The organism is Mesorhizobium sp. Cs1299R1N1 (assembly GCF_037179655.1).
GTDB lineage: Bacteria > Pseudomonadota > Alphaproteobacteria > Rhizobiales > Rhizobiaceae > Mesorhizobium > Mesorhizobium salmacidum.
In genome coordinates, this window is the sequence record NZ_JAPYKR010000002.1 from 587,080 (window position 1) to 610,537 (window position 23,458).

Annotated in this window: 20 protein-coding genes and 3 pseudogenes; 7 read left to right on the forward strand and 16 right to left on the reverse strand. The window is 61.4% G+C overall.

What is annotated here, in order from left to right; genetic code table 11:
• Positions 1 to 1,033: 1,033 nt before the first annotated feature.
• The 13 genes from O7A70_RS06160 to queC form a co-directional block, all read right to left on the reverse strand.
• On the reverse strand, positions 1,034 to 2,017 hold the full coding sequence (locus tag O7A70_RS06160; protein ID WP_337129107.1) for a beta-ketoacyl-ACP synthase III: 984 nt from the start codon (positions 2,015 to 2,017) through the stop codon (positions 1,034 to 1,036).
• Positions 2,014 to 3,279, reverse strand: coding sequence for an adenosylmethionine--8-amino-7-oxononanoate transaminase (locus O7A70_RS06165; RefSeq protein WP_337139591.1), 1,266 nt, complete (start codon positions 3,277 to 3,279; stop codon positions 2,014 to 2,016). The genes O7A70_RS06160 and O7A70_RS06165 overlap by 4 nt, the downstream gene beginning before the upstream one ends.
• Positions 3,276 to 3,914: a dethiobiotin synthase gene (gene bioD, locus O7A70_RS06170; RefSeq protein WP_337139592.1), complete on the reverse strand. Its 639-nt coding sequence runs from the start codon at positions 3,912 to 3,914 to the stop codon at positions 3,276 to 3,278. Before bioD ends, O7A70_RS06165 begins: the two co-directional genes overlap by 4 nt.
• The gene (locus tag O7A70_RS06175) at positions 3,911 to 5,053 is read right to left on the reverse strand and encodes an 8-amino-7-oxononanoate synthase (RefSeq protein ID WP_337139593.1); all 1,143 of its coding nucleotides are present in this window, start codon (positions 5,051 to 5,053) and stop codon (positions 3,911 to 3,913) included. The genes bioD and O7A70_RS06175 overlap by 4 nt, the downstream gene beginning before the upstream one ends.
• Complete coding sequence (gene bioB / locus O7A70_RS06180; RefSeq protein WP_337139594.1) at positions 5,050 to 6,048, reverse strand: biotin synthase BioB; 999 nt, start codon at positions 6,046 to 6,048, stop codon at positions 5,050 to 5,052. Before bioB ends, O7A70_RS06175 begins: the two co-directional genes overlap by 4 nt.
• A gap of 114 nt (positions 6,049 to 6,162) precedes the next feature.
• Complete coding sequence (locus O7A70_RS06185; protein WP_337139595.1) at positions 6,163 to 6,504, reverse strand: hypothetical protein; 342 nt, start codon at positions 6,502 to 6,504, stop codon at positions 6,163 to 6,165.
• A gap of 10 nt (positions 6,505 to 6,514) precedes the next feature.
• Positions 6,515 to 7,396, reverse strand: a complete 882-nt coding sequence (gene nadC / locus O7A70_RS06190; RefSeq protein ID WP_337139596.1) for a carboxylating nicotinate-nucleotide diphosphorylase — start codon at positions 7,394 to 7,396, stop codon at positions 6,515 to 6,517.
• Positions 7,396 to 8,940 carry an L-aspartate oxidase gene (locus tag O7A70_RS06195; protein ID WP_337139597.1) on the reverse strand — a complete coding sequence of 515 codons (1,545 nt, stop codon included), beginning with the start codon at positions 8,938 to 8,940 and terminating at the stop codon, positions 7,396 to 7,398. Before O7A70_RS06195 ends, nadC begins: the two co-directional genes overlap by 1 nt.
• The gene (nadA, locus tag O7A70_RS06200) at positions 8,937 to 9,911 is read right to left on the reverse strand and encodes a quinolinate synthase NadA (protein ID WP_337139598.1); all 975 of its coding nucleotides are present in this window, start codon (positions 9,909 to 9,911) and stop codon (positions 8,937 to 8,939) included. The genes O7A70_RS06195 and nadA (O7A70_RS06200) overlap by 4 nt, the downstream gene beginning before the upstream one ends.
• A gap of 64 nt (positions 9,912 to 9,975) precedes the next feature.
• Positions 9,976 to 10,938, reverse strand: coding sequence for an NUDIX hydrolase (locus tag O7A70_RS06205; protein ID WP_337129099.1), 963 nt, complete (start codon positions 10,936 to 10,938; stop codon positions 9,976 to 9,978).
• A gap of 666 nt (positions 10,939 to 11,604) precedes the next feature.
• Positions 11,605 to 12,336: a 7-carboxy-7-deazaguanine synthase QueE gene (gene queE / locus O7A70_RS06210; protein ID WP_337139599.1), complete on the reverse strand. Its 732-nt coding sequence runs from the start codon at positions 12,334 to 12,336 to the stop codon at positions 11,605 to 11,607.
• On the reverse strand, positions 12,333 to 12,689 hold the full coding sequence (locus O7A70_RS06215; protein ID WP_337139600.1) for a 6-pyruvoyl trahydropterin synthase family protein: 357 nt from the start codon (positions 12,687 to 12,689) through the stop codon (positions 12,333 to 12,335). Before O7A70_RS06215 ends, queE begins: the two co-directional genes overlap by 4 nt.
• Positions 12,690 to 12,698: 9 nt before the next feature.
• On the reverse strand, positions 12,699 to 13,409 hold the full coding sequence (gene queC, locus O7A70_RS06220; protein WP_337139601.1) for a 7-cyano-7-deazaguanine synthase QueC: 711 nt from the start codon (positions 13,407 to 13,409) through the stop codon (positions 12,699 to 12,701).
• Between the two features lie 420 nt (positions 13,410 to 13,829).
• Here queC and panB point away from each other — a divergent pair, with 420 nt between their 5' ends.
• Together panB and panC are read left to right on the forward strand one after the other, a co-directional pair.
• Positions 13,830 to 14,675, forward strand: coding sequence for a 3-methyl-2-oxobutanoate hydroxymethyltransferase (panB, locus tag O7A70_RS06225; protein ID WP_337139602.1), 846 nt, complete (start codon positions 13,830 to 13,832; stop codon positions 14,673 to 14,675).
• A complete protein-coding gene (gene panC / locus O7A70_RS06230; protein WP_337139603.1) occupies positions 14,672 to 15,553 on the forward strand; it encodes a pantoate--beta-alanine ligase in 882 nt (293 codons plus the stop codon). The genes panB and panC overlap by 4 nt, the downstream gene beginning before the upstream one ends.
• A 54-nt stretch (positions 15,554 to 15,607) precedes the next feature.
• Here the strand turns inward: panC and nadA (O7A70_RS06235) are convergent.
• Together nadA (O7A70_RS06235) and O7A70_RS06240 are read right to left on the reverse strand one after the other, a co-directional pair.
• Positions 15,608 to 15,990 (reverse strand): annotated as a pseudogene (gene nadA / locus O7A70_RS06235) (quinolinate synthase NadA); the annotation flags it as partial.
• Positions 15,991 to 16,099: 109 nt separating this feature from the next.
• A pseudogene (locus tag O7A70_RS06240) lies at positions 16,100 to 17,063 on the reverse strand (NUDIX hydrolase).
• A 263-nt stretch (positions 17,064 to 17,326) separates the two neighbouring features.
• Here O7A70_RS06240 and O7A70_RS34175 point away from each other — a divergent pair.
• The 3 genes from O7A70_RS34175 to O7A70_RS06255 all read left to right on the forward strand — a co-directional run bounded on the left by O7A70_RS34175 (position 17,327) and on the right by O7A70_RS06255 (position 19,679).
• On the forward strand, positions 17,327 to 17,650 hold the full coding sequence (locus O7A70_RS34175; RefSeq protein WP_442921162.1) for a hypothetical protein: 324 nt from the start codon (positions 17,327 to 17,329) through the stop codon (positions 17,648 to 17,650).
• Positions 17,651 to 17,893: 243 nt separating this feature from the next.
• Positions 17,894 to 18,478 (forward strand): GNAT family N-acetyltransferase, encoded by a 585-nt coding sequence (locus tag O7A70_RS06250; RefSeq protein WP_337139604.1) that lies wholly within the window; start codon positions 17,894 to 17,896, stop codon positions 18,476 to 18,478.
• An 898-nt stretch (positions 18,479 to 19,376) separates the two neighbouring features.
• Positions 19,377 to 19,679 (forward strand): DUF982 domain-containing protein, encoded by a 303-nt coding sequence (locus O7A70_RS06255; RefSeq protein ID WP_337129091.1) that lies wholly within the window; start codon positions 19,377 to 19,379, stop codon positions 19,677 to 19,679.
• Between the two features lie 395 nt (positions 19,680 to 20,074).
• On the opposite strand, the pseudogene O7A70_RS06260 reads toward O7A70_RS06255, so the two are convergent.
• Positions 20,075 to 20,691, reverse strand: a pseudogene (locus tag O7A70_RS06260) (MFS transporter); the annotation flags it as partial.
• Positions 20,692 to 21,200: 509 nt separating this feature from the next.
• Between O7A70_RS06260 and O7A70_RS06265 the strand changes: the two are divergent.
• Both O7A70_RS06265 and O7A70_RS06270 read left to right on the forward strand, forming a co-directional pair.
• Complete coding sequence (locus O7A70_RS06265) at positions 21,201 to 21,860, forward strand: OmpW/AlkL family protein (protein WP_337129090.1); 660 nt, start codon at positions 21,201 to 21,203, stop codon at positions 21,858 to 21,860.
• 664 nt (positions 21,861 to 22,524) lie between these two features.
• The gene (locus O7A70_RS06270) at positions 22,525 to 23,457 is read left to right on the forward strand and encodes a DMT family transporter (protein WP_337129089.1); all 933 of its coding nucleotides are present in this window, start codon (positions 22,525 to 22,527) and stop codon (positions 23,455 to 23,457) included.
• Position 23,458 lies beyond the last annotated feature (1 nt).

A 23,458-nucleotide genomic window follows, 5' to 3' on the forward strand; every position in this document is an offset into this window, starting at 1 on the left:
CGCCGACGCCATTTAGCTTGGGCAGACCGCCGAGGTGGCCGCAGTGGACGTGTCCCTCGGCTGATGCTCGGCGTACACCTGCCGGGAGCCGGGCTATCGATAATTATCCATGTACGCACTGTCCTAATCCTTGAACTGCTTTCCTAACGCAGCATCTCCCAAATTGTAAAATCGATTGCTTTAATAGGGGCCATCTACGGGATGGATGGCTGACGCAGGACTCTCAAGGCCCCGGACCTCAAGCTCCTCGTCGCGCTCGAGGCTTTGATGATCGACGGTAGCCTTACCGCTGCGGCACGCAGCACCAATCCCGGCCAGCCGGCGATGAGCGCTGCCCTCCGGCTTGGCACCTATTTCCGCGAAGGCTCTGAAGGACTTCGAGCCGGGCTACTGGGCCAGCGACCTCGGGCGATCACACAGAGCCGGGGCCAGGTCGCGCCTTGGTCGGCTATCGCGGAAGCGCGGGCCGGATCTACGACGGATGACATCGAGGCGCTAAACTCAACGCTACGGGGCGCGCACGAACGCGCGGCCACTCCTCCGCCGACAACGCGGCGATGGAACTGCCTGTCTGGTGCGAAACCGCGCCGCCGAGGATTGGAACGGCCCCCGCGCAACTGGTTCGAGGCCCAGACCCAGTTTCGCCCTCAGTTTCGGCGAGACGTTCATCCGCCAATCTCGAAACCGGCCTGCCCGACAGAATTCCTGACACTGCCCTTTAGCGCGAGATTGAATTGGACCCGCTCCGCGAACTCCGCCGGCGGACAACCGCACTGGAGGGCGGACACATGTCGGCCCCGCCCAAGCTCCGGATTCGTCGAACGATTCTCTCGCACGAATCGGAGCGCTCACACAGCCGATGGTCACGATGTCACCAGGTTTGAAGGTCGGAACCAGCAGCTGCTCGACATAGAACGAGGACCGCTCGCCGTATTGGTCGATCGATCAGCCACGGCGCGCATCCAGACGATTGTGACGCAATGCCACCAGGACGATCAATGATCGTCAATGGCCCATCACAGCGCGGCCTGGGCTAAACGCCAATTACCAATGCCCCGCCGGTAAGGCCGGCACCGGCCGCCGCCAGCAATAATTGCTCGCCCGGCTCAATCGGGTTGACGCTGTGGGCAATTGACAGCGACAGGGGGATGGTTGCGGCCGACGAGTTGCCATGATCGCCGACGGTTTTGACGATGCGGCAATCCTCGATGCCGAGTGACCTGCCGACCGCGTCGAAGATTCGGGCGTTTGCCTGGTGGGGGACAAAGCGGTCCACATCTGACGCCGAGAGACCGGCTGCCAGCAGAGCCTGCCTGGAACAGCGGCTCATTATCTCCACGGCTTTGACGAAAACTTCGCGGCCGTTCGCGATCGTCATGCGAGTTTGTGCAACGTCGATCTCGTCAGAAAACGGACAGTTGCTCCCGCCCGCCGGAACATGGATCAGACTATACGCGGAGCCGTCCGAGGCAAGCGAAGAGCCGAGTATGCCGTGACCAGGGTTCCCGGAAGGCTCGATCACCGCCGCACCTGCGGCATCGGCAAAAAGCACCGCGCTTGCCCGCTCGGCTGGATTGATCCTGCGGCTCAATATGTTGGCTGCAATGACGATGGCTGGCCTGTTGTTCAGACGCACAAACCCCTCGGCGAAGGTCAGCGCATAGATGAACCCCGCGCAGGCGCCGGCAAGGTCGACCGCACCGGCATTTTCGAGGCCGAGCCTGTGCGCCACCAGCGGCGCGCTCGGCGGCAACAGGTGATCCGGCGTCGAAGTCGCCAGCAGAAGCAGGCCGATCTCGTTGCGGTCGATGCCGGCGGCTTCCAGAGCCATGTCGCCTGCCTTTGCCGCCATTCCGGACAGCGTGTCGCCGGGCTCAGCCCAGAAACGCGAGCGGATGCCAGTGCGCCCCTCGATCCAGCCTGCCTCCAGTCCGAGGCTTGCCTCGATCTCGGCATTGCCGACTTTTCGAGCCGGCACGTGGTGGCCAAAGCCCATGATGCGCGCCGTGCGGATCATCTCTTGTCGCCCGCAAGGCCGGCTGCGTCGTCGATCGCGTCGTAAAGCCGGTCAAGTTCGCCCGACGTCACGCAATAGGGCGGCAGCACGTAGATGACGTTGCCCAGGGGTCTCACCAACAACCCGCGATCGACGAAGAAAGCGCGCAGCTTTGGTCCGACCTCGGCCAGATAGCCCGCATTTCCGACGCGGAGATCAAGGGCAGAGATAGTGCCGCAGGTGCGCACATTCTCAAAACGCGGATCCTGGCTGAACCGCGCAACCTTTTCCGTCTGCATTCGCGACAGGTCGGCAACTCGCTCCGCCACCGGCTCATCTTTCCAGATGCCCACATTTGCCAGTGCTGCCGCGCAGGCGATCGGGTTCGCCGTGTAAGAACTCGAATGGAAGAAGGTCTTGGCTCGGTCGCTGGAATAATGCGCGCGAAAAATCGCATCGGTGGCAAGCGTCGCCGCAAGCGGCAGCGAGCCGCCCGTCAGCCCCTTGGACGTGCACAATATGTCAGGCGCGATCGCTGCCTGTTCGCAGGCGAACATGGTCCCCGTGCGGCCCCATCCGGTCATGACTTCATCAGCGATGAAAACCGTCCCCGAGCGCTCGGCAATGCGCTTGAGTTCGGTGAGAACCCAGGCCGGATACATCAGCATGCCGCCGGCCCCGAGCACCAGCGGCTCGACGATCAGCGCCGCGACTTTGTGGTCGCGCGTCAGCCCCTCGAAAGCGTCAAGCGTTTTCTGCTCCTCGCCGGTGGTGGGGAAGGGGATGATGTCGACCTCGAACAGCAGGGGCTCGTAGGCGGCATTGAAGACGCCGCGCGCACCGACGCTCATCGTGCCGATGGTGTCACCGTGATAGCTGTCCTCGACGACAACGATGCGCGAGCGTGGGAAGCCATTGTTGCGGTGAAAGCCGAGCGCCATTTTCAGCGCCACCTCGACTGAGGTCGAGCCGCTGTCGGAATAGAAGACCCAGTCGAGGCCGGCCGGCGTCATGTCGACCAGGGCCGAGGCCAATCGCTCGGCCGGCTCGTGGCTGAGGCCGGCGAAGATCACCTGGTCAAGGGTCTCGGTCGCGTCCCGGATCGCCGCCATGATCTTCGGGTGACGATGGCCGTGGGTGATGACCCACCAGGACGAGATCGCATCGAGTATGCGCTTGCCGTCGCGGGTCTCGACATAAGCGCCCTCGGTGCGCTCGATGGTCGGCGGCACCGGCTCGGTGGCATGTTGGGTGAAGGGATGCCAGACAGCGGAGTTGCTCATGGTGGGACCTTCATGAAGTCGGCGGCATTGAATGAGGCGCGCATAGCCGCGAAGAGCGTTCCGGGCGTCAGGGATTCCAAGCGCGGCAGACGGCCAAGCACGCGAACCTTGCCCATTTCGGCGATCGTTTTTTGCGTGTCGACCACCCTGTCGCCGATGAACGCTACGCCGAGCAGCGGGATTGAGCGGGCGCGCAGTGCCTCGATGGAAAGCAGCGTGTGATTGATGGTGCCGAGGCTGGTGCGGGCGCAGAGCACCACCGGCGCGTTCCATCGCGCGAAGACGTCGATGTAGAGCGTGTGCCTGTTGAGCGGCACCATAAGTCCGCCGGCGCCTTCAACAACCAATGGCCGGTCCGTCGCGGGCAGTGACAGTGCCTGTGCATCGATCTCCACGCCGTCGAACTTCGCGGCCAGATGTGGCGAGAACGGCTGGCGAAGGCGCCAGGCCTCGGGCAGCACACGAGCTGCAGGTAGATCGGCGAGGAGGGAGACGATTTCGCTGTCGGTTTCTTCGCAGGTGCCCGATTGCACGGGCTTCCAGTAAATGCCGTCAAGCAGGCCGGTCAGGCCGGCCGCGAACACCGTCTTGCCGATGCCGGTGTCAGTGCCGGTGACAACGAACCGGACTGTCATGGCGTGCGCTCCCATTCCGCGGCAAGCGCATCGAACAGCGTCGAAACGTCGGCCTCGCCAACATTCAGCGTCAGTGAGATCCGCAGCCTTGCCGTCCCCTCAGGCACGGTCGGCGGTCGGATGCCGCGCGCGTCGAACCCACGCGCCTGCAACTTCTGCGCCAGCGCCATGGCGCGGGCGTTGTCGCCAACGATGATCGGCAGGATCTGGGAACCGCTCGCGGGCAGGCCTAGCGCCTGGGCCCTCTTGCCGGCAAGCGCGACGAGGCTGGCCAGCCGCTCGCGACGCTCCGGCTCATCGGCAACGATGTCGAGGGCCGTTGCCGCCGCCACTGCCATCAGCGGCGAGGGCGCGGTAGCGTAGATGAACGGACGACAGCGGTTGACGAGATAGGCGCACAGCACTGCGGGCGCGGTGACCAGCGCGCCGGATGCGCCGAGCGCTTTGCCGCAGGTGTGCAGCACCACGACATTGTCGCGGCCTTCGAGATCGTGCGCGAGCCCGCGCCCGTCCGGGCCGTAGACTCCGGTGGCGTGCGCCTCGTCGACGAACAGGAATGCCTCGTGACGGTCCGCGATCTCGATCAGTTCACCGAGCGGGGCGCGATCGCCGTCCATGCTGTAGAGGCTTTCGACCACGATCCAGGGACGGCCAGTCCCACCCATGACTCGCCACCTGGCAATGGCGTCATCCACCGCTCCCGCATCATTATGCACGGCTTCCACCATTTCGGCCCGGCCGGCCCGCGCTCCCTCATGAGCGCTGGCATGAACGAGTTCGTCCAGCACGATGAGATCGCCCTTCTGGGGCAAGGTCGTGAGCACCGCGAAATTGGCGACATAGCCACCGCCGAAAAACAGCGCGCGCTCGGCGCCGAAGAAGGTGGCTGCCTTCGCGTCGAGCGCCTCGTGTTCCGGATCGTTGCCGCGCAGGAGCCGAGAGCCGGTCGCCCCGACGGGCGTGCCAGCCGCGAGCGCCGTCGCAACGGCCTGCGCCATACGCGGCGAGCCCGCGAGGGCGAGATAGTCGTTGGAGGCGAAGTCGAGCCCTGAGCGCGGGCTTAAGGCCCGCAGCCGATCCTTGCGTGCCAGCCCGCTTAAGGTCGCCTTGTAGCGGTCGAGCAAGGCTGGCCCGCTCACCTGGCTTCCGGCTCCGTCGGCTTGATGCCGAGGCGCCGGAACAAAGCGCTGTCCTTGTCCTCTCCGGGGTTCTCCGCGGTCAGCAAGGTGTCGCCGACGAAGATAGAGTTGGCGCCGGCAAAGAAGCACAGCGCCTGCATCTCGTCGCTCATCGCCGTGCGGCCGGCCGATAGCCGCACATGCGATTTCGGCATCATGATGCGGGCAAGCGCGATGGTGCGCACGAATTCGATCGGTTCGATCGGCTCGGCCTCGCCGAGCGGCGTGCCCTCGATCGGGATCAGCATGTTGATCGGCACGCTGTCGGGCGGCTCCGGCAGGGTGGCGAGCGTCACCAGCATGTCGATGCGGTCGGCCTTCTCCTCGCCCATGCCGACGATACCGCCGCAGCAGACCTTCATGCCGCTGTCGCGGACATGACCAAGCGTTTCCAACCGGTCGGCAAAAGTGCGGGTCGAGATGACCTCGCTGTAGTAGCGCTCGGAGGTGTCGATGTTGTGATTATAGTAGTCGAGCCCGGCCTGCTTGAGCCGCTGTGCCTGGCGGAGGTCGAGCATGCCAAGCGTCATGCAGGTCTCCATGCCGAGGGCCTTCACGCCCTCGACCATGGCGACAACCGCCTCCATGTCGCGCGCCTTGGGGCTGCGCCAGGCCGCCCCCATGCAATAGCGCGTGGCTCCCGCATCACGCGCTTTCCTGGCCTCGGCGACGACGCGCTGGACCTCCATCAGTTTCGAGGCCTTGAGGCCCGACTGATGATGCGAGGACTGGCTGCAATAGCCGCAATCCTCGGGGCAGCCGCCGGTCTTGATCGAGAGCAGGCGCGACAGCTGCACGCGATTGGGATCGAAATTCTCGCGATGGACCGTCTGGGCCCGGAACAGCAAGTCGTTGAAGGGCAGGTCATGGACAGCCTCGGCTTCCGCTCGCGTCCAGGGCGGAAGCGCCCAACCGATTGGGTCCGAGGTCAGGTCCGGGGTGAGTTCGGGGTTCATAGCGGCCTTGTTCTCCATAACCATCTGTCCTTGACCGGGAGCGTTGTAGAGGCTGGTCCATGGAAACGCGATTGCTCTTCGCTAAAGCGGAAGCTCCAACCGCTGCCTGCAGGCTCAACTCACGTCGTCAGCGCGGATCGCTGCATCCGCAGGTTCGCTCTGAGCCTTGGAACGCTCCCGTCTGATCGCGTCGCAGGATTCTGTGAACGCGACGTCCAGCAGATGACCGAGTGGTTCCAGCCCGTGAGAGGCAGCCATCTGGCGCAACTCGTCGAGTCGGCAGATGAGGAAGCCAAGTGCTTCGACGCGGTCTTTTGTTTGTCGGATCGCTTCACCGCTTGAACCGTATAGCCCTTCAGCGCACGGGCTTTCGTCGGCAATCGGTGAAGCTGCAACTGAAGACGAATTGGCGCAGCTTTGCCTGCGACCAAAGGCGTTCTTAGGGTTCCGGTTCATGTCCTTTCCCTTAGTTCAAACGTCTGCTGCAATTCCGGTCGGCCGGCATATCCAGGCCGATGTCGAGTATCGGCGCGCTGTGGGTGAGCCAGCCGACCGATATGAGGTCGACGCCGGTCGCGGCAATTGCAGCTACGCTCGCTCGTGTCACCCGACCCGAAGCCTCGGTGATCGCGCGGCCACCGACCATTGCCACGGCCTGGGCAAGGTCCTCGACCGACATGTTGTCGAGGAGCACCGCGTCGACCCTCGCCTGTAGCGCCATGTCCAGCTGATCCAGCGTGTCGACCTCGACCTCGATCTTGACCATATGGCCAACCGCGCCGCGCGCCCGCTCGATTGCGGTGCGGATGTCGCCGGCAAGGGCGATATGGTTGTCCTTGATGAGCACGGCGTCGTCGAGCGCGAAGCGGTGATTGGCGCCACCGCCGGCGCGCACGGCGTATTTTTCCAGCGCACGCAGACCCGGTGTGGTCTTTCGCGTGCAAACGATCTTTGCCTTATGATCGCGCACCGCGTTTACAAGCGCGGCGGTGGCCGTTGCAATACCGCTCAGCTTGCACAGAAAATTGAGCGCCGTCCGCTCCGCTGTGAGCAGGCTGCGCGCCGGTCCGTTAACGATGGCGATGGTTTCGCCGGTCGAAACCTTGCCGCCCTCGGGACACCGCAACTGTATGCTGATCCCGGGATCGACCAAGAGGAAGGCAAACATCACCAGATCGAGCCCGGCAACAACGCCGCCCTGCCGCGCGTTCAACGCAAAGGTCGCCTTGCAATCGGCCGGGATGACCGCATCGCTCGTGATGTCGCCGGCTCTGCCCAGATCTTCCAGAAGGGCATTGCGCACGATCGGCTCCATGATGATCTGGGGAAGTGGTGCAAGTGAATTCATTACCAGGAGCTCCGTTCCGAGGCTTGCCAGTTGAGCGCGACGGCATTCTCAAGGGCTGTGCACAGCGTCAGTCGCGACGCGAGGGCTGCAGCATCGCGCCCAGGGAAATCGGATCGGTAATGCGAGCCGCGGCTTTCCTCGCGCCGGAAGGCTGCGATCGCGATCAACAGGGCAACCAGCGCCGGGTCGGCCGCCGCCGTCTCGCTGACGGCGATCGGCAGCAAGTTAGCGACCGCATCGCGCAGCGCCTTGCCATCGCGGACAATGCCGAGGGCATTGGAGACCACTTGGCGTATAGGCGAGGGATCCGGTCGCGCGGACACCATTGCGGGAAGCCTGGGCCACTGCCAGCCGGCGCAGGTGCCGGCGACGCTCTTCGCAACCCAGGCGGCTGTTGCGACCGCTTCGGCCAGCGAGTTGCTGGCGAGCCGGTTGGCGCCGTGCAATCCGGTGCAAGCAACCTCGCCGCAGGCCCACAGCCCGCCAACGGAACTGCGCCCTTCCGCGTCAACGGCCACGCCGCCCATGTGATAGTGAGCCGCGGGACGCACGGGGATCGGCTCCACGGCTGCATCGATGCCGGCCTGCTTGCAAGCGGCGTCGATCGCAGGAAAGCGCTTCGTGAATTTCTGGCCGAGGCATTGCCGGGCGTCGAGATAGACACGATGCCCTGAGGCCAGTTGGGCTGAGATCGCCCGCGCGACCACGTCGCGCGGCGCGAGTTCGGCACCGGGCGTATCGGCCAGGAACCGCTGACCATGTTCATCGACCAGCACCGCGCCTTCGCCGCGCACCGCTTCGCTGACAAGCGGCATCGGCCGGCGCGAAGTATCGAGCGCGGTCGGATGGAACTGGACGAATTCGAGATCGGCAAGTTCCGCGCCGGCACAGGCGGCCAGCGCCAGCCCGTGTCCGAACGAGGAAAGCGGGTTCGTGGTGTCGCTGAAGAGGCCGCCGATACCGCCGGTCGCAAGCACCACACGGCGCGTGGGCAATGCGAGGACGCCTGTGTGCAGGACCCCCGAAAGTCCCACAATGCTGCCCTCCGCCACGACCAGGCGCAGGGCTGTCATGCCTTCCATAATCGTGATCGAGCGTGTCCGCCGCGCGACCGCGAGCAACGCCCCGAACAGCTCGCGGCCGGTGGCGTCGCCTGCGGCGTGCACGATCCGGCGCCGCGAATGCGCTGCCTCCAAGCCAAGCCGCAGCTTCCCGTCCAAGGCGCGGTCGAAGGGAGCACCCAGACGAATGAGGTGATCGATTGCGTTGGGAGCGGCCTCGACCACCCGCCTGACTATTGCTTCGTCGCAAATCCCGTTCCCGGCGGCCAGCGTATCGGCGAGGTGCAGTTCGGGGCTGTCGTCTTCGCCGAGACTGGCTGCAAGCCCGCCCTGGGCGAGCGTGCTCGAAGCATCCGTTCCAAGCGGCGTCCTGGAGAGAAGGATGACCGGTTCCGGCGCCAGATGAAGCGCCGTCAGCAGGCCAGCAATGCCCGCGCCGACAATGACCGGCGCCCCGCGAATGTCGTGGATGGCCGGCGTCATACGAAGAGCATGCGCTCGACAGCCCAGCGGGCCCGCTCGACGATGCGCGGTTCGATCGTGACGATGTGGCGGTTCTCCTCGAGCGCGGTCCGGATATTGGCGAGCGTGATGCGCTTCATGTGGGGGCACAGATTGCAGGGGCGCACGAAATCCACGTCCGGATGCTCGACCGCGACGTTGTCGCTCATCGAACACTCGGTCATCAGCACGACTCGCGCCGGCTTCTGCTGTCCGACGTAGTCGGACATTGCCGCTGTCGAGCCGGCGAAGTCGGCTGCGGCGACCACTTCCGGCGGACATTCGGGATGGGCAAGCACAGTGACGCCCGGATGCGCCTCGCGCAGTTCGTGAATGTCGGCCGCCGTGAAGCGCTCGTGTACTTCGCAGCGTCCCTTCCAGGCGATGATCTCGACCTTGGTTTGCGCTGCGATGTTCTTTGCCAGATATTCGTCGGGCAGCATGATGACGCGCGGCACGCGGAGCGACTTCACCACTGCGAGCGCATTGCCGGAGGTGCAGCAGATGTCGGACTCTGCCTTTACGGCGGCGGAGGTGTTGACATAGGTGATGACCGGAACGCCGGGATAGCGCTGCCGCATCTGGCGCACGTCCTCTGCCGTGATCGAGTCGGCCAGCGAACAGCCGGCGGCAAGATCTGGAATGAGCACGGTCTTGTCCGGGTTCAGAAGCTTGGCGGTCTCCGCCATGAAATGCACGCCGGCAAGCACGATCACGTCGGCGTCGACCGTCATTGCCTTGCGGGCGAGCGCCAGGCTGTCGCCGACGATGTCGGCCACGCAATGGAAGATTTCGGGGGTCTGGTAGTTGTGGGCCAGGATCACGGCGTTGCGCTCGCGCTTGAGCGCAAGGATGGCATCGATGTCATCGGTGAAAGCCGGCCATTCGATTGACGGGATCACTCGTCGGACGCGCTCATACAGAAACGCGGCCGTTGGTAACGCGCCAGTCATCCGCGCCTCCGCTTATATTCCGGCTGACAATAAGCGGCATATATCTACGCTGACTATAAAGGTGTCAAGCCCGTGAGAGCGGCAATTTTGTCCCGGCGACTGCCCGGTCATCGAGGACATTGCGGCGGAAGCGATAGAGCTTCGCCGGGCGCCCGCCCGTATCGAGGGCACTTTCGCCAGTTTCTTCGACCAGCTCTTGCTGCTCGACCAGCCTGCGGAAGTTCGGCTTGTTGATGAGCCGACCGGCGAGCGCCTCCACGGTTCGCTGCAACTGCAGCAGCGTGAAGCTCGGTCGCATGAGCTCGAAGACGACTGGCCGGTATTTGATCTTGGAGCGCAGCCGCGCGATGCCTGTTGCGAGAATCCGGCGATGGTCGCCGACCATCGCTTTGCCTGCGGCAGGCGCAGGGAAAGTTGGTTCCGGCCCGCCGCCGGCCTCTTCGACCAAAGCGGCTTCAAAAAGAAGCTCATAGCGTTGGAGCGTGAGTTCCTCGTCCCAGGGGCGCTTGTCTAAAGCAAACGCAATCGCGGCACGCTGCCTCCGCTCGCGTCGCGCGGCGGCGTCGCTGACGCTGTCCGCCCACTCAATCAGTCGTAGCCGCAACACGTCTAGGATGGCTGGCGTCCCGGAGCGGTGATCCTCCCAGGGAAAATACTCATACCAGCTTTTCCAGTGGGATTTGCTGGATGCGGCAATAGCTTCCTGCCGGGTGAGCGCGAGATAGCTGATGGAGATGTTGCGCTGCTCGCGCCCAGTGCTGACCCGATCGCGGTCGGCGAAGGTATAGAGCTGCTCGATGTAGCCCAGGGGGTGGCCGGTTTGCTGCTCGACCCAGTCCCTCAGGCCGGACTGTAGGGAACGGTGACTGAGCTCGAACGGGCCGGAGGGTAGGGCATCCCGTTGCCCGATGGTGAGGACGCAAGGGTCCCGGTCGGACGCGGCGGCGACAACCGCGATCAAGTCCGCATTGATGCCGCGGCCCCTCCGAGCGCTGCTATTTTTGTTTCGTGTTGCTTGGTCGTGCATGGTTGCAGAACGTGGCCGTGCTCTGAGGTGACGCGGCTAAACCGATTAGATGGACGTGGACTATACCGGGGCGCGCGTTAACCGCATACCAGTACGGGTCACTTTTGTTCTTCGCAGTGGCACAAAACTGGCCCAAACGCGACGCCTGCGGTAGGTAACGCCAGGGAAGGCAAGCTCAATGTTGCCAACCGTGAGATGTGGGAAGCGCCATGAACGGAATGCGGCATCGAGACCGAGTGTAATCATAGTGGCATTCTCGATCAGCGCGTCGCAGCGAAGCTTGGCGGCTATAGCCAATTATGGGTGCTCCCGTGGCTGATCTCCCACGACCGTTTGAAGCAAAAGCGAGAACTCGCAAGGCCCTGGATCAATCGATGATGATCAATTACCCGAATACCGACTCTGATATAAAAGCTCAGGAACAATCGCTTTGACCGCGTTCCGTCCGCTGACTGCGGCCCTCGACGCTTGCCTTGCCCGGGCTCGCCGGAGGGTTATGAACACGGAGAACAAGGGCCCTCCTGAATCGGGAGCTCCTGGGAACGCCCGTCGGTCCTGTTGCACCGATATCAGCAGGACACCGGAGTCCCGCAGACGGCCAAAATAGGCCAGCCAGCTCTTCCATCGAATAGCTAAGCTAAAGCTAGCCAGGATGGTCCGCATCCGTCAGACGCCGCGTCTATTGCCCCAGGCCAACACATGCAACTGCGGCAGGACCGTTGCCGTGAACCAGCCATCCACCGCGACCTTGTCGACAAGCCAGCGGAAGCGCCGCATCAAGTCCTCGATGTCGGCCTCTTCGCTGCCAGGACCCGCATGGGTGATCAGCGGAGCAGGATTCCCGATCTGCAGATAAATCGGTAGAGCCGGATACCGGTTCGCCACCAGGCGGGCATAGTCGTAGTCATTGTCGTCAAACACAGCCACCTTGAGGACGCATTGCGTTCCGCTCTTTGCCGCCGCGACGCAATCGTCGAGGGCCTGCCAGTCGGTTGCCATCCCCGACGACGGCGGCTTCGGGCTAAGAGTGAGCCAGTCGAGCGCGGCAAACCAAGGCTGCGAAACACTGCCTTGAGTCTCGAGGGCGAAGGTGTATCCCTTCTGGTGACCCTGTTCGATGAGAGGAACCAGAGGCTGGAGTGCAGGATTGCCGCCCGACAGCGACACGAGCACCCGCGCAGAACTCGATAGCCGCTCCACTTCCGCCAGGATTGCAGTCGGCGTCATCAGCGTCCAGTCTTCACGGAACTCGGGCAGCACCGCATACAGGGTATCACACCAGCGGCAGCGATAATCGCAACCGCCCGTGCGTACGAATACAGTCGGGCGCCCTATCAGCGGACCTTCTCCCTGGACCGTCGGACCGAAGATCTCGCTGATGCGAATGCTCCCCTTCATGGACGGTATTCCGCCCACGTTTTCGGGGTCTCGCTGATGCGCACAGCCGCGACTTCCGGCCAGCGCTCACTGCACCAGTCGAAGAGCCACTTGGCTATGACCTCGCTGGTCGTCCGATCATGTCCGAGGACCTCGTTCAGGTGGCGATGATCCAAGGTGTTGTCGATGAGCGCCTTGATCTCCGAAAGCGCGCGGTAGTCCCGGACAAAGCCGACCGGATCAAGCTCGGCCGACTGTAAGACGACCTCGACTTCGTAGTTGTGGCCGTGCAGTCGGGAGCAAGGATGCTCCGCCGGCAGGCCGCCGATCACATGTGACGCCGAAAAGGCAAAACGCTTGGCGATGGTGTACATGACTGCGCCCTATTGTCGTTGCGTTGCCCGGTATTCCTGGCAAGCTTCGATCCAGTAATCGGGGTCTTCGTAAGATGTTGGATCGTTTTGTGCAGCGAGGTGAAAGGCCTCGCGCCGCTCGACGCAGGTACCACAACGACCGCAATGATGAGCGCCGCCCTGATAACACGACCAGGTTTGTGCAAACGGCACGCCCAGTCGCGCGCCTTCACTGACAATATCGGCTTTGCTCAGTTGCAAGAACGGCGCGTAAAGGGCGATCCTCGCCAGTCCCTCCAGCGCGTGGCGCTGCATGGCCTCGAAGGCTTCGACGAAAGCCGGGCGGCAGTCCGGGTAGATAAAATGATCGCCGCCGTGGACCGCTGCCGCTACGGCATCTGCCTGTTCCGCGGCGGCTACACCGAAGGCCATCGCCAGCATGATCGCGTTACGATTGGGTACGACAGTCACGCGCATGCTGTCTTCCGCATAGTGTCCTTCGGGGACCGTCCCGCCGCTGGTCAGCGCCGATCCGGTTAGTCGGCGGCCGACCGCGGTGATATCGACGATATCGTGCGGCACGCCGAGGCGCGCGGCGCAGCCGCGCGCAAAGTCCAGCTCCTTTTTATGGCGCTGACCGTAGTCAAACGACACGAGGCGGGTGAGGGCTCTTTCGGCAGCGACCTTATAGGCGAGCGTCACGGAATCTAATCCGCCGGAGCAGATAACGATAGTCTTCATCAGGCTTCCTTGTTTTTACCGGGTAGGCTGCGACCGGATCGGCTCCCGTGCCGATAGACACTTGGCGGACTATGCTGGAACGGACGCCACCCGCGAAGTGGACAGCAAACACCATCCACTTTCCGACGCCACAAATAACCAGCGTTGTTCTGATGTCAATCAGAGATGCGCGTGCTTGGTTGCCCGTTTGATCGTCCTCGACCGTCTGCTCCCTCGCAGGCAACTGCTGAGAGCGCAGCGGCCTTTACAGAGAAACGCTTGCCGAACTGGTGGCGCAGAGTTTGAGCGCCGAGTCGCCGAATTGGTCGCGACGATGAATGTCGCCGGCAAATGATTGTGCGCTGCAAATTCTCTCTTCGCAACTGCACAAAAATGTGGCACATGCTTCCCTCCCGCTGACGCAGGGGAAGGAGAGACCTGGTGAGCGCAACCGCAGGATCGAACGCATTGACCGCCCCGGCTATCGCGGCGCGAAAGGGCAAGACGCCACTTGTTTGCTTGACGGCCTATACGACACCTGGCGCCAAGCTTGTCGATGAGCATTGCGACGTGGTGCTGGTCGGCGACAGTGTCGGCATGGTGTTGCACGGCATGTCCTCCACTGTTGGCGTCACGCTCGAAATGATGATCCTGCACGGCAAGGCGGTGCGGCGCGGACTTCATAGCGCTCTGATGGTCGTCGACATGCCCTTTGGCTCTTACGAGGAAAGCCCCGCGCAGGCGTTCCGCAATGCGGCCCTGGTTATGGCCGAAACCGGGGCGGCGGCGGTCAAGCTCGAAGGCGGCGAAAGCGTCGCGGAGACAATCCGGTTTGTGACCGCACGCGGCATACCCGTGATCGGCCACGTCGGACTGACGCCGCAGGCCGTCAATGCTTTTGGGGGTTATCACCTTCAGGGACAAGGCGAGGATGCCGAACAGATCCTGCGCGATGCAACGGCGGTGGCCGAGGCTGGCGCATTCGCCGTCGTACTCGAGAAAATACCGGAAGCTCTTGCTCGGCTGATTACACAGGAAATTGCGATTCCCACAATCGGCATCGGTGCATCGCCGGCCTGCGACGGTCAGATCCTGGTTGTCGATGACATGCTGGGCCTGTTCGGCGCTTTTCGGCCAAGATTCGTCAAACGCTATGCTGAGTTGGGGAAGGGCGCCGACGCAGCGATCGCGGCATACGCAAAAGATGTGCGCGAACGCCGCTTCCCGGCCGCTGATCACGTCTTCGGCGATGAGCCGGGCACAGTCACTGGAGGAGAATGCACATGAGCACCGCGATCGTCCGGATCGTCTCCGAACTGCGCAGCATCGTTGCCGCTTGGCGCCGCGAGGGCCTCAGGGTCGCCGTTGTGCCAACCATGGGCGCTCTGCATGAAGGTCACCTTAGTCTCGTGCGGGCCGCGCTGGCCAAGGCTGATCGGGTGATCGTGACGCTGTTCGTCAACCCGAAGCAGTTCAACAATGCCGATGATCTGGCCGCCTATCCGCGCACGGAACATGATGACGCGGCCAAGATCGCGCCAGTTGGCGCCCATATCCTTTATGCTCCCGATGCAGCCGATATGTATCCGCAAGGCTTTGCGACCACAGTTTCGGTCAGCGGTGTGAGCGAGGGGCTTTGCGGCACCTTTCGGCCTGGCCACTTCGATGGCGTTGCGACCGTGGTCACAAAGCTTCTTCTGCAGACGGGGGCCGATCTGGCGTTTTTCGGCGAGAAGGACTTTCAGCAGCTCCAGATCGTGCGCCAGCTTGTCCGTGACCTCGATATCCCGGTCGAGATTGTCGCTTGCCCCACGGTGCGCGAAGCCGACGGCTTGGCAATGTCGTCGCGCAACACGCGACTGTCTTTGGCCGCGCGCAACAGGGCGCCTCGACTGGCTGAAATCCTGGTCCAAACCGCCAAGCAAGTGAATTCGGGAGAATCTGTAGGGCGTGCGCTAACTGACGGTCGAGAGGCGATCCTCGCCGCCGGCTTCTCGAAGGTCGAGTATCTCGAACTGCGCGCGGATGGTGACCTTGCCTCGATCGTCACATTGGATCGGCCAGCGCGGCTGCTCGTCGCTGCCTGGCTTGGCCAAACACGGCTGATAGACAATCTCCAGGTGCCATGGCCACGTCCTGAAGCGGTGCATCAAGCCGCTGCCTGAATCAAGGTGGACATTCTGCTTGGCGCTCCGCACGTTCCGTGTCAACGCTTATGGCGCGCAGTCCGCCAGCACATAGGTTACGACTGGAACAGCCGGGTAATGCTCGCGCAGCAGCCGGACATCTGCGGGCGTGATCGAGTCAGCCAGCGAGCAGCCGGCGCTGATGTCTGGAATGAGCACCGTCTTGTCCGCATTGAGAAGCTCGCCGAATCGGCCATGAAATGCACGCCAGCGAGCACGATGATATCGGGGTCGACTGTCATTGCCTTCCGGGCGAGGGCCAGACGGTCGCCGACGATGTCGGCTACGCAGTGGAAAATCTCGGACGTCTGATTATTGTGAGCCGGGATCACGGCGGTGCGCTCGCGCTTCAGCGCGAGAATGGCGTCGATATCGTCGGAAAATGCCGACCACTCGATCAGCGGAATCAAGCGCAGGACGCGCTCTTACAAAAATGCCCGCGATAGCGACTCAGTGGTCATCGACACCCCACTTATACTCAATATGAATATAAATAGGCATATTCCTGCAGTGAGTATAAGCGTATTATAAAGCCCGCGTTAGCGGCAATTTGGTCCCGGCGACGCTCCTCTCGTCGAGAACCGCATGGCGGAAGCGATAAAGCCTAGCCGGTCGACCGCCCGTATCGGTGGTGGTCTCGCCGGTTTGCTCGACCAATTCCTGCTGCTCGATCAACCGACGGAAGTTCGGCTTGTGGAGGAGCCCGCCCGCCAAGCCCTCCACGGTTCGCTGTAGCTGCAGAAGACTGAAGACCGGCGGCATCAGTTCGAAGACCACGGGCCGGTATTTGATTTTGGAGCGCAACCGCGCAATTCCCGTAGCCAGAATCCGGCGGTGATCGGCGATCATCGTTTCCCCTGCCGCCGGCGACAGAGCAGCCAAAGGCTGCTCGCTGGTCGCCTCTTCCACCATGGCTGCTTCGTAGAGCAGCTCATAGCGCTGGAGTGTCAGTTCCTCATTCCATGGCCGCTCGTCGAAGCCGAAGGCAGCCGCCGTCCGCCGCCGGCGTTCTCGGCACATTTCACTGTTGGCTGCGCTGTCCGCCCACTTGAACAGGCGCGGTCGCAAAACCTTCGCCAGCAAATGGCGTTCCGGAGCGGTGGTCCTCCCAAGGAAAATAGTCGTACCATCTCTGCCAGCGGCGCCTGGCCGAATGCGTTGCCTCTTCCTCTCGAGTGAGCGCGAGATAGCTGATCGAGATCACACGTTGCCCGGTGCCGACCCGGTCACGGTCGGCAAAGGTGTAGAGCTGCTCGATATAGCCCAAGGGCTGCCCCGTGTGCTCTTCCACCCATGATCTGAGTCCCGACTGAAGGGAACGGTGGCTGAGCTCAAATGGGCCGGAGGGCAGCGCGTTTGCCTGTCCGATCGTGAGAACGCGAGGCTCATGACCGTTCACAGCGACAACAACCGCGGTCAGATCCGCTTTGATGTCGTTGGCCGTGCCCACTGATCCGCCTTTCCTGATTCCTTTTGCGTTGTCGTCCATGCTCCCTATTTGTTGGAGACGGCTGCACAAACGAAGCGGTCTACAATCGATTTAATAGAGCCTGCACCACGTCGGTAACGTCAACAGCGCAGCCGTGCGGGAGTCTTAGGTTGAATATGCGCTGGCTTTCATGGATGGTGTGAAAGAGCGTCTTGCCAATTTATGGCCCCGCCGACGGTCGGCGCGGTGAAGACGCGCATCGAAGGCGAGACCGATCTGGCGTATGTCAGCACGTCGCATCTCGGGCAGAAGCCACGGCGCAGATGCGCCGCTTCCCGCGCCTGACGAACGGGTTCTCAAAGAAGTTCGAAAACCACGTGGATACGCTCGCGCTGTACACCGTCCGGCACAACTTCATTCGCATTCACGAGACGCTGAAACGTCGCCGGCAATGGCCGCTGGGGTATTGCAACGCTGTGGTCGATGGACGCTCTTTGCGAGAAGATGGACGCAATTGCTCCGAAGACCGGAAAGCGCGGCTCTTACAAAAAACGCATTTCGGTGTGATTTGCGTTTCGATCACGTTTAAACGATCGTTGTCGAATTTGGGCTTTGGTTTAGAAACCAAGCACCTATTTAGACGTTGATAACGTGATTGTGGCTTGATAATGCTACATCGCAACAACGAATGGAGGCGCATATGGCCGTCTTGTCCCGTGACTTCGGTGGGATCAAGCTGTCTGGTCGCGATGCCGATACGTTCGTCCGTCAAGTTGACTCTGGCAAACCATCGGCCAACGCCGAGAGAACGCTAGCTAGGGGCCGCGAATTGCTCAACCAAATGAGCCGGAGCGGTCAAGTCACCGTGAAGGCAGCGAGCGTCAAGGATCGTGGCAGATAACGATTTCGATTTCACAATCAGAGCATTGCAAAAGGGCGACTGCAAGTCGCCCTTTTCCTTGTCTGGTGAGGAAGATTTGCCGCTAAAGACGTTTTTTCGGCGTGATGCTGAAAAAGCTGGCAATTCCTTTATTACGCAAACTTACGTCGCCGTTCCGGCGGATGAGGCTGACAAACGCATCCTCGGTTATATGAGTTTGATGAGCGCTGAAATCGCGGTGAAGGGACTGTACCCAATTGCCGACAAACCGCGCGCTGACCGTTACCCATCCCAGCCAGCCGTTCGAATTGCACGTTTAGCTGTCAATGATGAATTGCGGGGGCGCGGCATTGGAAAAGATCTGGTCGCGCTCGGATTCTCCGTGAGCCTGGATCGTATTTGCCCTTTTGTCGGATGTCGTTTTTTGATCGTGAACGCGAAACGGAAGTCGATCGACTTCTATGTTGGACGCGGCTTCACCATCTTAGAGACGGCCAAAAATACCGAATCGCCAGCTCCGATTATGTGGCTGGATTTAAAGCTCTATGCCGAAAGGCAGGCTGAGCGAGAAACGGCTGCTATCGCCGCTCAGTAAACAGAGAAAATACCGTCTGCTGGCCATCGCTGCTCTCGCTGAAGCCGTACGTGGCTTGGCTTGGCCCATTCGCAAAATCCTCAGCTCCCGGCAGATCTCCAAGAAGCGGCCGTCACGTGCGGATGAAGCGCAATTGGCAGATGCAGCGGGTTTGAAACTCTCCACGGTTGGTGGGGCCGTGCCGCCCGCCAGCACTTCGGTGCACCGGCAAGGCACTAGTGCATGGATATGCACCAAAGTGGGGATCTAGGCTGTGCCTTGCCTTCTGCTCCGCGGATCGCTTCCGGAAGGCACAGGGCGAGCATGGTGATAACAGCACAAGGGGTACCGGTTGGGAACAACGTCCAGGTAGACGGCTTTGCCGAATGGCGGGGTAGACGAGGGGTGACATGGCCGGCTCCAATTCTGCGAGGCCAATTGTCATTCAGGTTGGCCGGCGTGGCGCCGAGCGGACCGTCTTCGATGCAATGACGTCGCCACGATCTTACTGCGGGATTCAGCCGCAAGGCCGATAAACGGAAGACAGCAATGGACGCCTGTCTGCAGCTTGCGGGGTGAGACTCATCCAGCTGTCGCTCGGCGCGCTTTGTGGCCGCCGCGCTCGAGCGCAAATCCCGCGTTGCGATTGAGAGCGATCAGGGCTTGCTCACACTGCTGCTTGCCTGCACTGCTACTCGATTTTAAAGCCGGGTTCAGCCAGCGCCGGCGGCCTACAGCCAAAGGCACTGCCCAGTCCCATGCCACTGCCGATCATGCCGCAAAAAGAAGGCGAATTGGCCATGGTGAGCATGATTGCCTCGTGAACGTCATCGCCCGGACAGAATAGTCTGCGATGTTCGGCGTGCTTCGAGGCGGTCGCCTCTTCAGAACGATCGTCCAGCAGGTTTGAGAGGAAAGAATGAACGCTGACGTTTTCAGCAGCTCCATCTTCGTGAAGCGCGCTACGCACATCGTGCAAGAGATTGCCAGCCTTGCGGACGCAATCGAATTTCTCGACGAATGGCCGGAAGTCCGCAGAGACCTGATACACGAGACCGCCCTTCGGGTGTGCTATGACGCACACGATGGGCACAAACCCGTAAGCACTGCCCGTAATGCCTTCGTCGGCTTTTCCGAAAGGGCCGGCATATTGGTGGACTCGACCCCCGCGATGAAGTCGATCGCCTCCGCCCATTCGAGCCGCGGAAAGGCTCAAGGCTAGGCTCATTCGGCGGCGTTCAGAAACTTATATAAGGGTAGGAGCCAGCGATCACGCCAGCCTCCTCGACACTTTCCAAACTTCTGGATGCTTGCGGCCGATTGCTGTTCTGGACCCGGTGAATGGCTCGCGCTGGGATTCGAACTTCGCCCACAGCGTTTTGGCGCCCGCGTTTTCACGTCATTCCCGGCAGCCGTCAGGCGGCGAGGCATCGGTTTGCCGCCCGTTGTGTGACCTACGATCGATTCTTTTTACTCGCAGTGAACCCTACCAGCTTTTCGCGGCGAATAGGGTTCGCCCGACCTGCTGTAAGCTTCTGATTTTATGCATGTGGTTGTCCCGGAACCGAGGACACTTCCGGGCGACATGCATTAGCTGCCTCACGCTCACGAAGCGGCTCAAGGGCGGGAGAAAAAAGACGTCGGTTGATGGCGTTTGCGGGCCGGGCCTGTCGGTCGCTCAATTGAAAGCTTCGTTTGAGGGCCAACCTGACTCGCATTCAATTCGAGCAGTCGCCCGTCCACTTCCCTGTCCGCAGCGGGAAGTCGATGATTTAGACGTAGGTAGTCCGTCCAGGTCGGCGTACGAAAAGTCTCCGTCCATCGGCAAGGTTCCTGAAGGTCACGCTGCAGGGTCCAGTGCCGAGCACCGACGCGACTTTGAACCCGTCGCCGTTCGCGGGCTCGACAACTGCACGCTGACGTCCAGGCCAGTCCAACGACCCAACCCGCGCCGCCGAGCGCGAGTGCAATAGCGGCCACGGCAAGCGAAGAGGTAGGGCAAGAGCGAGTGAACAGGCTGCAGAAGCGATGCAAGCGACCGTGATCAGCCGCTCTTGAGACAGCGATCGCCGCAGAACGTTGTTGCAGATTCCGGCGGCGAACGCTCCGGTGCCGAAGCCGGCCATCAGGATGCCATATGCAATTGGCCCTGCGCTCAACTGATCGCGGGCAACCAGCGGAAGCAACGCCAGGATCGAGATGCTGGCCAGCCCAAAGAGGGTTCCGCGTGCGAGCCGCTCTTGTGGTCGAAACGAATATTTCTTGTGGAAGAATGATCCGACCAGGTTCTGCAGAAACGGGCGGAATCTACTAGCGCTTCCAGCGCCTGGCAGTGACGGTCTTGATCAGCCGACTTTGCGTGGCCGCGCAATCCATTGTCCCGAATCGTCAGGCGTCCGTGATTCGGCGACACGGAATCATGAACGACTGTACTGGGCAACAGGCGGACCTCGCGACCCGTTCCTGAAGGCATCACCGCGCGGATGCCGCTCATGTCGAAAGGAGCTCTTCAAGCGTGGCGAATGCTTGCCACGCAACAACCCTTGCCTGGCTTTCGTGCGGACGTGCGTCAGTGAGTTGTCACATGAAAGTTTTGTTAAGAAAGGTGTCGTTTCAAATAATTGTCTCTCCTCATTGATCTAGATCAACCGAGCGTCTCGCCCCTGCTGACATAGCTGCCGCGCACCCGAATTTCGGATTTATGGAGAGCAGGATGAGAGACTGGATAGGGCTGGGACGCGCAATGACGCTTGGCATCGCGCTTGTCGTGACAGGGCAGCAGCAGGCAGCGGCCGCGGATGTACAATCTGCGGATCTGACCCACGGCACGGCCGATGTGGTCGAACCTAGTCCTTGGCAAGTTCGCCTGCGCGCGCTGGGAGTGATCACGGACGACAAGGGTTACGTCGACGGAGTTCCAGGCTCGGGCCTTTCCTATTCGAATACGGCAATTCCGGAATTGGACCTTTCTTACTACTTCACCGACAATCTCGCCGCTGAACTCATACTTGGCACGACCTACGCCAATATCTACGGCAGCGGAACGATCGGTGACCTGGGCAAGATCGGTAAGACTTGGGTGCTGCCGCCTACCCTGACGCTGCAATACCACTTCACCAATTTCGGCGCTTTCAAGCCCTATGTCGGCGCAGGCGCAAACTACACGATCTTTTATAACCAGAATACCGGCAGCGCCGACTCTCTCGACGTCAAGAACGCGTTTGGCGCCGCTTTGCAGGTCGGATTCGACTACACGCTGGACCGGCATTGGGGCGTCAATCTCGACGTCAAGAAGCTCTTTCTCGAGCCGAAATTCGAGACAGCCATTGGCGGGACGAACTTCACCGGCAAGGCCAAGCTCAATCCTTGGCTGATCGGCACTGGCGTCACCTATCGCTTCTGACACTTCAGAAATTCAACGCGGCACCATGTTCATATGGTGCCGCGTGATCCCCTGATCATCAGGGGCACTGCGCCGCGGTCGGGTTAAGCCGCTCCGAGCATCTTCCCCCTATTTTGTATCGCGCTACGGCCGCAGACAGAGTTTTGGCTCGGGTCTGAACGCCTCTCATGCCCAGTACGCCTGCCTCTGGTCCTCACAGCAACAAAATGCGCGATCAGAGCGTGATCCGAGCGCAGCAAAAGAGGCGCGCGCATCAGAGCTCCTCGACACCCACGGGGCAACGACGTGGATCGTTCGTCCTGCAACAAGCACGGATGCCTAAATCGTCGAGGCCCGCCTCTTGAAATCCCGATGATGCGGCGAATGCTCCTGCGATCATGGTGACGATGTTGTTTGTATACCGGCGGCTTTCATCATGCTCCTCTCACGACAACTGTAGCGCCGATGTCGCGCACGCCAAACGACACTGTGTAGGCTTTGTGGCTTTGTAGCATCCGCGACACGATGCTGTTCGATACGGCTTCCTGCAGTATCTCGTAAGTCACTGAACAATTACACGAATATCTTTTTTCGCACTCCTTTTTCCCAGTTGGCACGCCTGTTGCGATCCCCGTTACGTGCGCCACTCGGCATGCGCTGAAAATCGCCAGGGCTAACGCGGAAGATGCAGAAAAATTCAAAGCGCAATGGCGGCAATAGTCGCGCGATCCTGGAGGGGCGCCAACCCAAGAGCCTTTTCTGGGCGGATGTGGCCGCTGTCGGAATCGCATTTGTTTGGGGTGCAAGTTATCCGGTGGTGAAGGGCGCGTTTCTCGTCGCACCTGTTCTGGTCATTATCTTTTACCGCTTCCTGATCACAGCAGTCGTCATGTCGTTTGTCGCGCGTAAGGAAATTGCGACGGTCGTTCAGGGCGATTGTGCCCGGGGCGCCGTGCTTGGGGCCATCCTGTTCGCGATTTTCCTGGCCGAGACCTATGGCGTGTCCCTGACAAGTGCCACGAACACCGCACTCATCATCTCATTATGCGTCGTTTTTACACCCATCCTTGACTACGGACTTTCAAGAAAGTTGCCGCCGATTGGCGTTCTCGCCGGCTCCGGATGTTCATGTGTCGGTGTCGCTGCCCTAACCGGAGGAATGAGCGGCTTCAGCTTCGGGGATCTTCTTGTTCTTAGCGCCGCCGTATTGCGAGCAATCATGGTGGTTACGACCAAACGGCTCATGCACGGTCGCCATATTTCGTCAGCTGCCTTGACGGCGATCCAAGGCGCCACTGTCGCCGTCCTTACGATCGCGCTGCTGCTGGTGGATAATGGCGTTTCCGAACTGGCGATCAAAGGCGGTGGTCGATTCTGGGCATCCGTCGTGTTCCTGTCACTCTTCTGCACGATCGGGGCATTCTATGTTCAGAACGCCGCCGTTCGGGGCAGCACGCCGACTCGGGTGAGCCTTCTGATGGGTACCGAACCGCTCTTTGGAGTCTTAGTCGCTCACCTTTTTCTGGCTGAACCACTAACCGTGCCAAGCATGCTCGGAGCCGGCCTCATTATCGCGGGAACCTGCACCGGCATCATTTTCGAAACCAGAAAGCGATAAT

What these genes read in the sequence shown, in the direction of transcription:
- O7A70_RS06165 (WP_337139591.1), bottom strand. Translation starts at nt 3,279, where the DNA reads ATGAGCAACTCCGCTGTCTGGCATCCCTTCACCCAACATGCCACCGAG.
- O7A70_RS06195 (WP_337139597.1), bottom strand. Translation starts at nt 8,940, where the DNA reads ATGACGCCGGCCATCCACGACATTCGCGGGGCGCCGGTCATTGTCGGC.
- queC (WP_337139601.1), bottom strand. Translation starts at nt 13,409, where the DNA reads ATGAAGACTATCGTTATCTGCTCCGGCGGATTAGATTCCGTGACGCTC.
- O7A70_RS06185 (WP_337139595.1), bottom strand. Translation starts at nt 6,504, where the DNA reads ATGAACCGGAACCCTAAGAACGCCTTTGGTCGCAGGCAAAGCTGCGCC.
- panC (WP_337139603.1), top strand. Translation starts at nt 14,672, where the DNA reads ATGAGCACCGCGATCGTCCGGATCGTCTCCGAACTGCGCAGCATCGTT.
- O7A70_RS06270 (WP_337129089.1), top strand. Translation starts at nt 22,525, where the DNA reads ATGCAGAAAAATTCAAAGCGCAATGGCGGCAATAGTCGCGCGATCCTG.
- O7A70_RS06215 (WP_337139600.1), bottom strand. Translation starts at nt 12,689, where the DNA reads ATGTACACCATCGCCAAGCGTTTTGCCTTTTCGGCGTCACATGTGATC.
- bioB (WP_337139594.1), bottom strand. Translation starts at nt 6,048, where the DNA reads ATGAACCCCGAACTCACCCCGGACCTGACCTCGGACCCAATCGGTTGG.
- bioD (WP_337139592.1), bottom strand. Translation starts at nt 3,914, where the DNA reads ATGACAGTCCGGTTCGTTGTCACCGGCACTGACACCGGCATCGGCAAG.
- queE (WP_337139599.1), bottom strand. Translation starts at nt 12,336, where the DNA reads ATGAAGGGGAGCATTCGCATCAGCGAGATCTTCGGTCCGACGGTCCAG.
- nadC (WP_337139596.1), bottom strand. Translation starts at nt 7,396, where the DNA reads ATGAATTCACTTGCACCACTTCCCCAGATCATCATGGAGCCGATCGTG.
- O7A70_RS06255 (WP_337129091.1), top strand. Translation starts at nt 19,377, where the DNA reads ATGAACGCTGACGTTTTCAGCAGCTCCATCTTCGTGAAGCGCGCTACG.
- O7A70_RS06205 (WP_337129099.1), bottom strand. Translation starts at nt 10,938, where the DNA reads ATGCACGACCAAGCAACACGAAACAAAAATAGCAGCGCTCGGAGGGGC.
- O7A70_RS06265 (WP_337129090.1), top strand. Translation starts at nt 21,201, where the DNA reads ATGACGCTTGGCATCGCGCTTGTCGTGACAGGGCAGCAGCAGGCAGCG.
- O7A70_RS34175 (WP_442921162.1), top strand. Translation starts at nt 17,327, where the DNA reads ATGCGCCGCTTCCCGCGCCTGACGAACGGGTTCTCAAAGAAGTTCGAA.
- O7A70_RS06160 (WP_337129107.1), bottom strand. Translation starts at nt 2,017, where the DNA reads ATGATCCGCACGGCGCGCATCATGGGCTTTGGCCACCACGTGCCGGCT.
- nadA (WP_337139598.1), bottom strand. Translation starts at nt 9,911, where the DNA reads ATGACTGGCGCGTTACCAACGGCCGCGTTTCTGTATGAGCGCGTCCGA.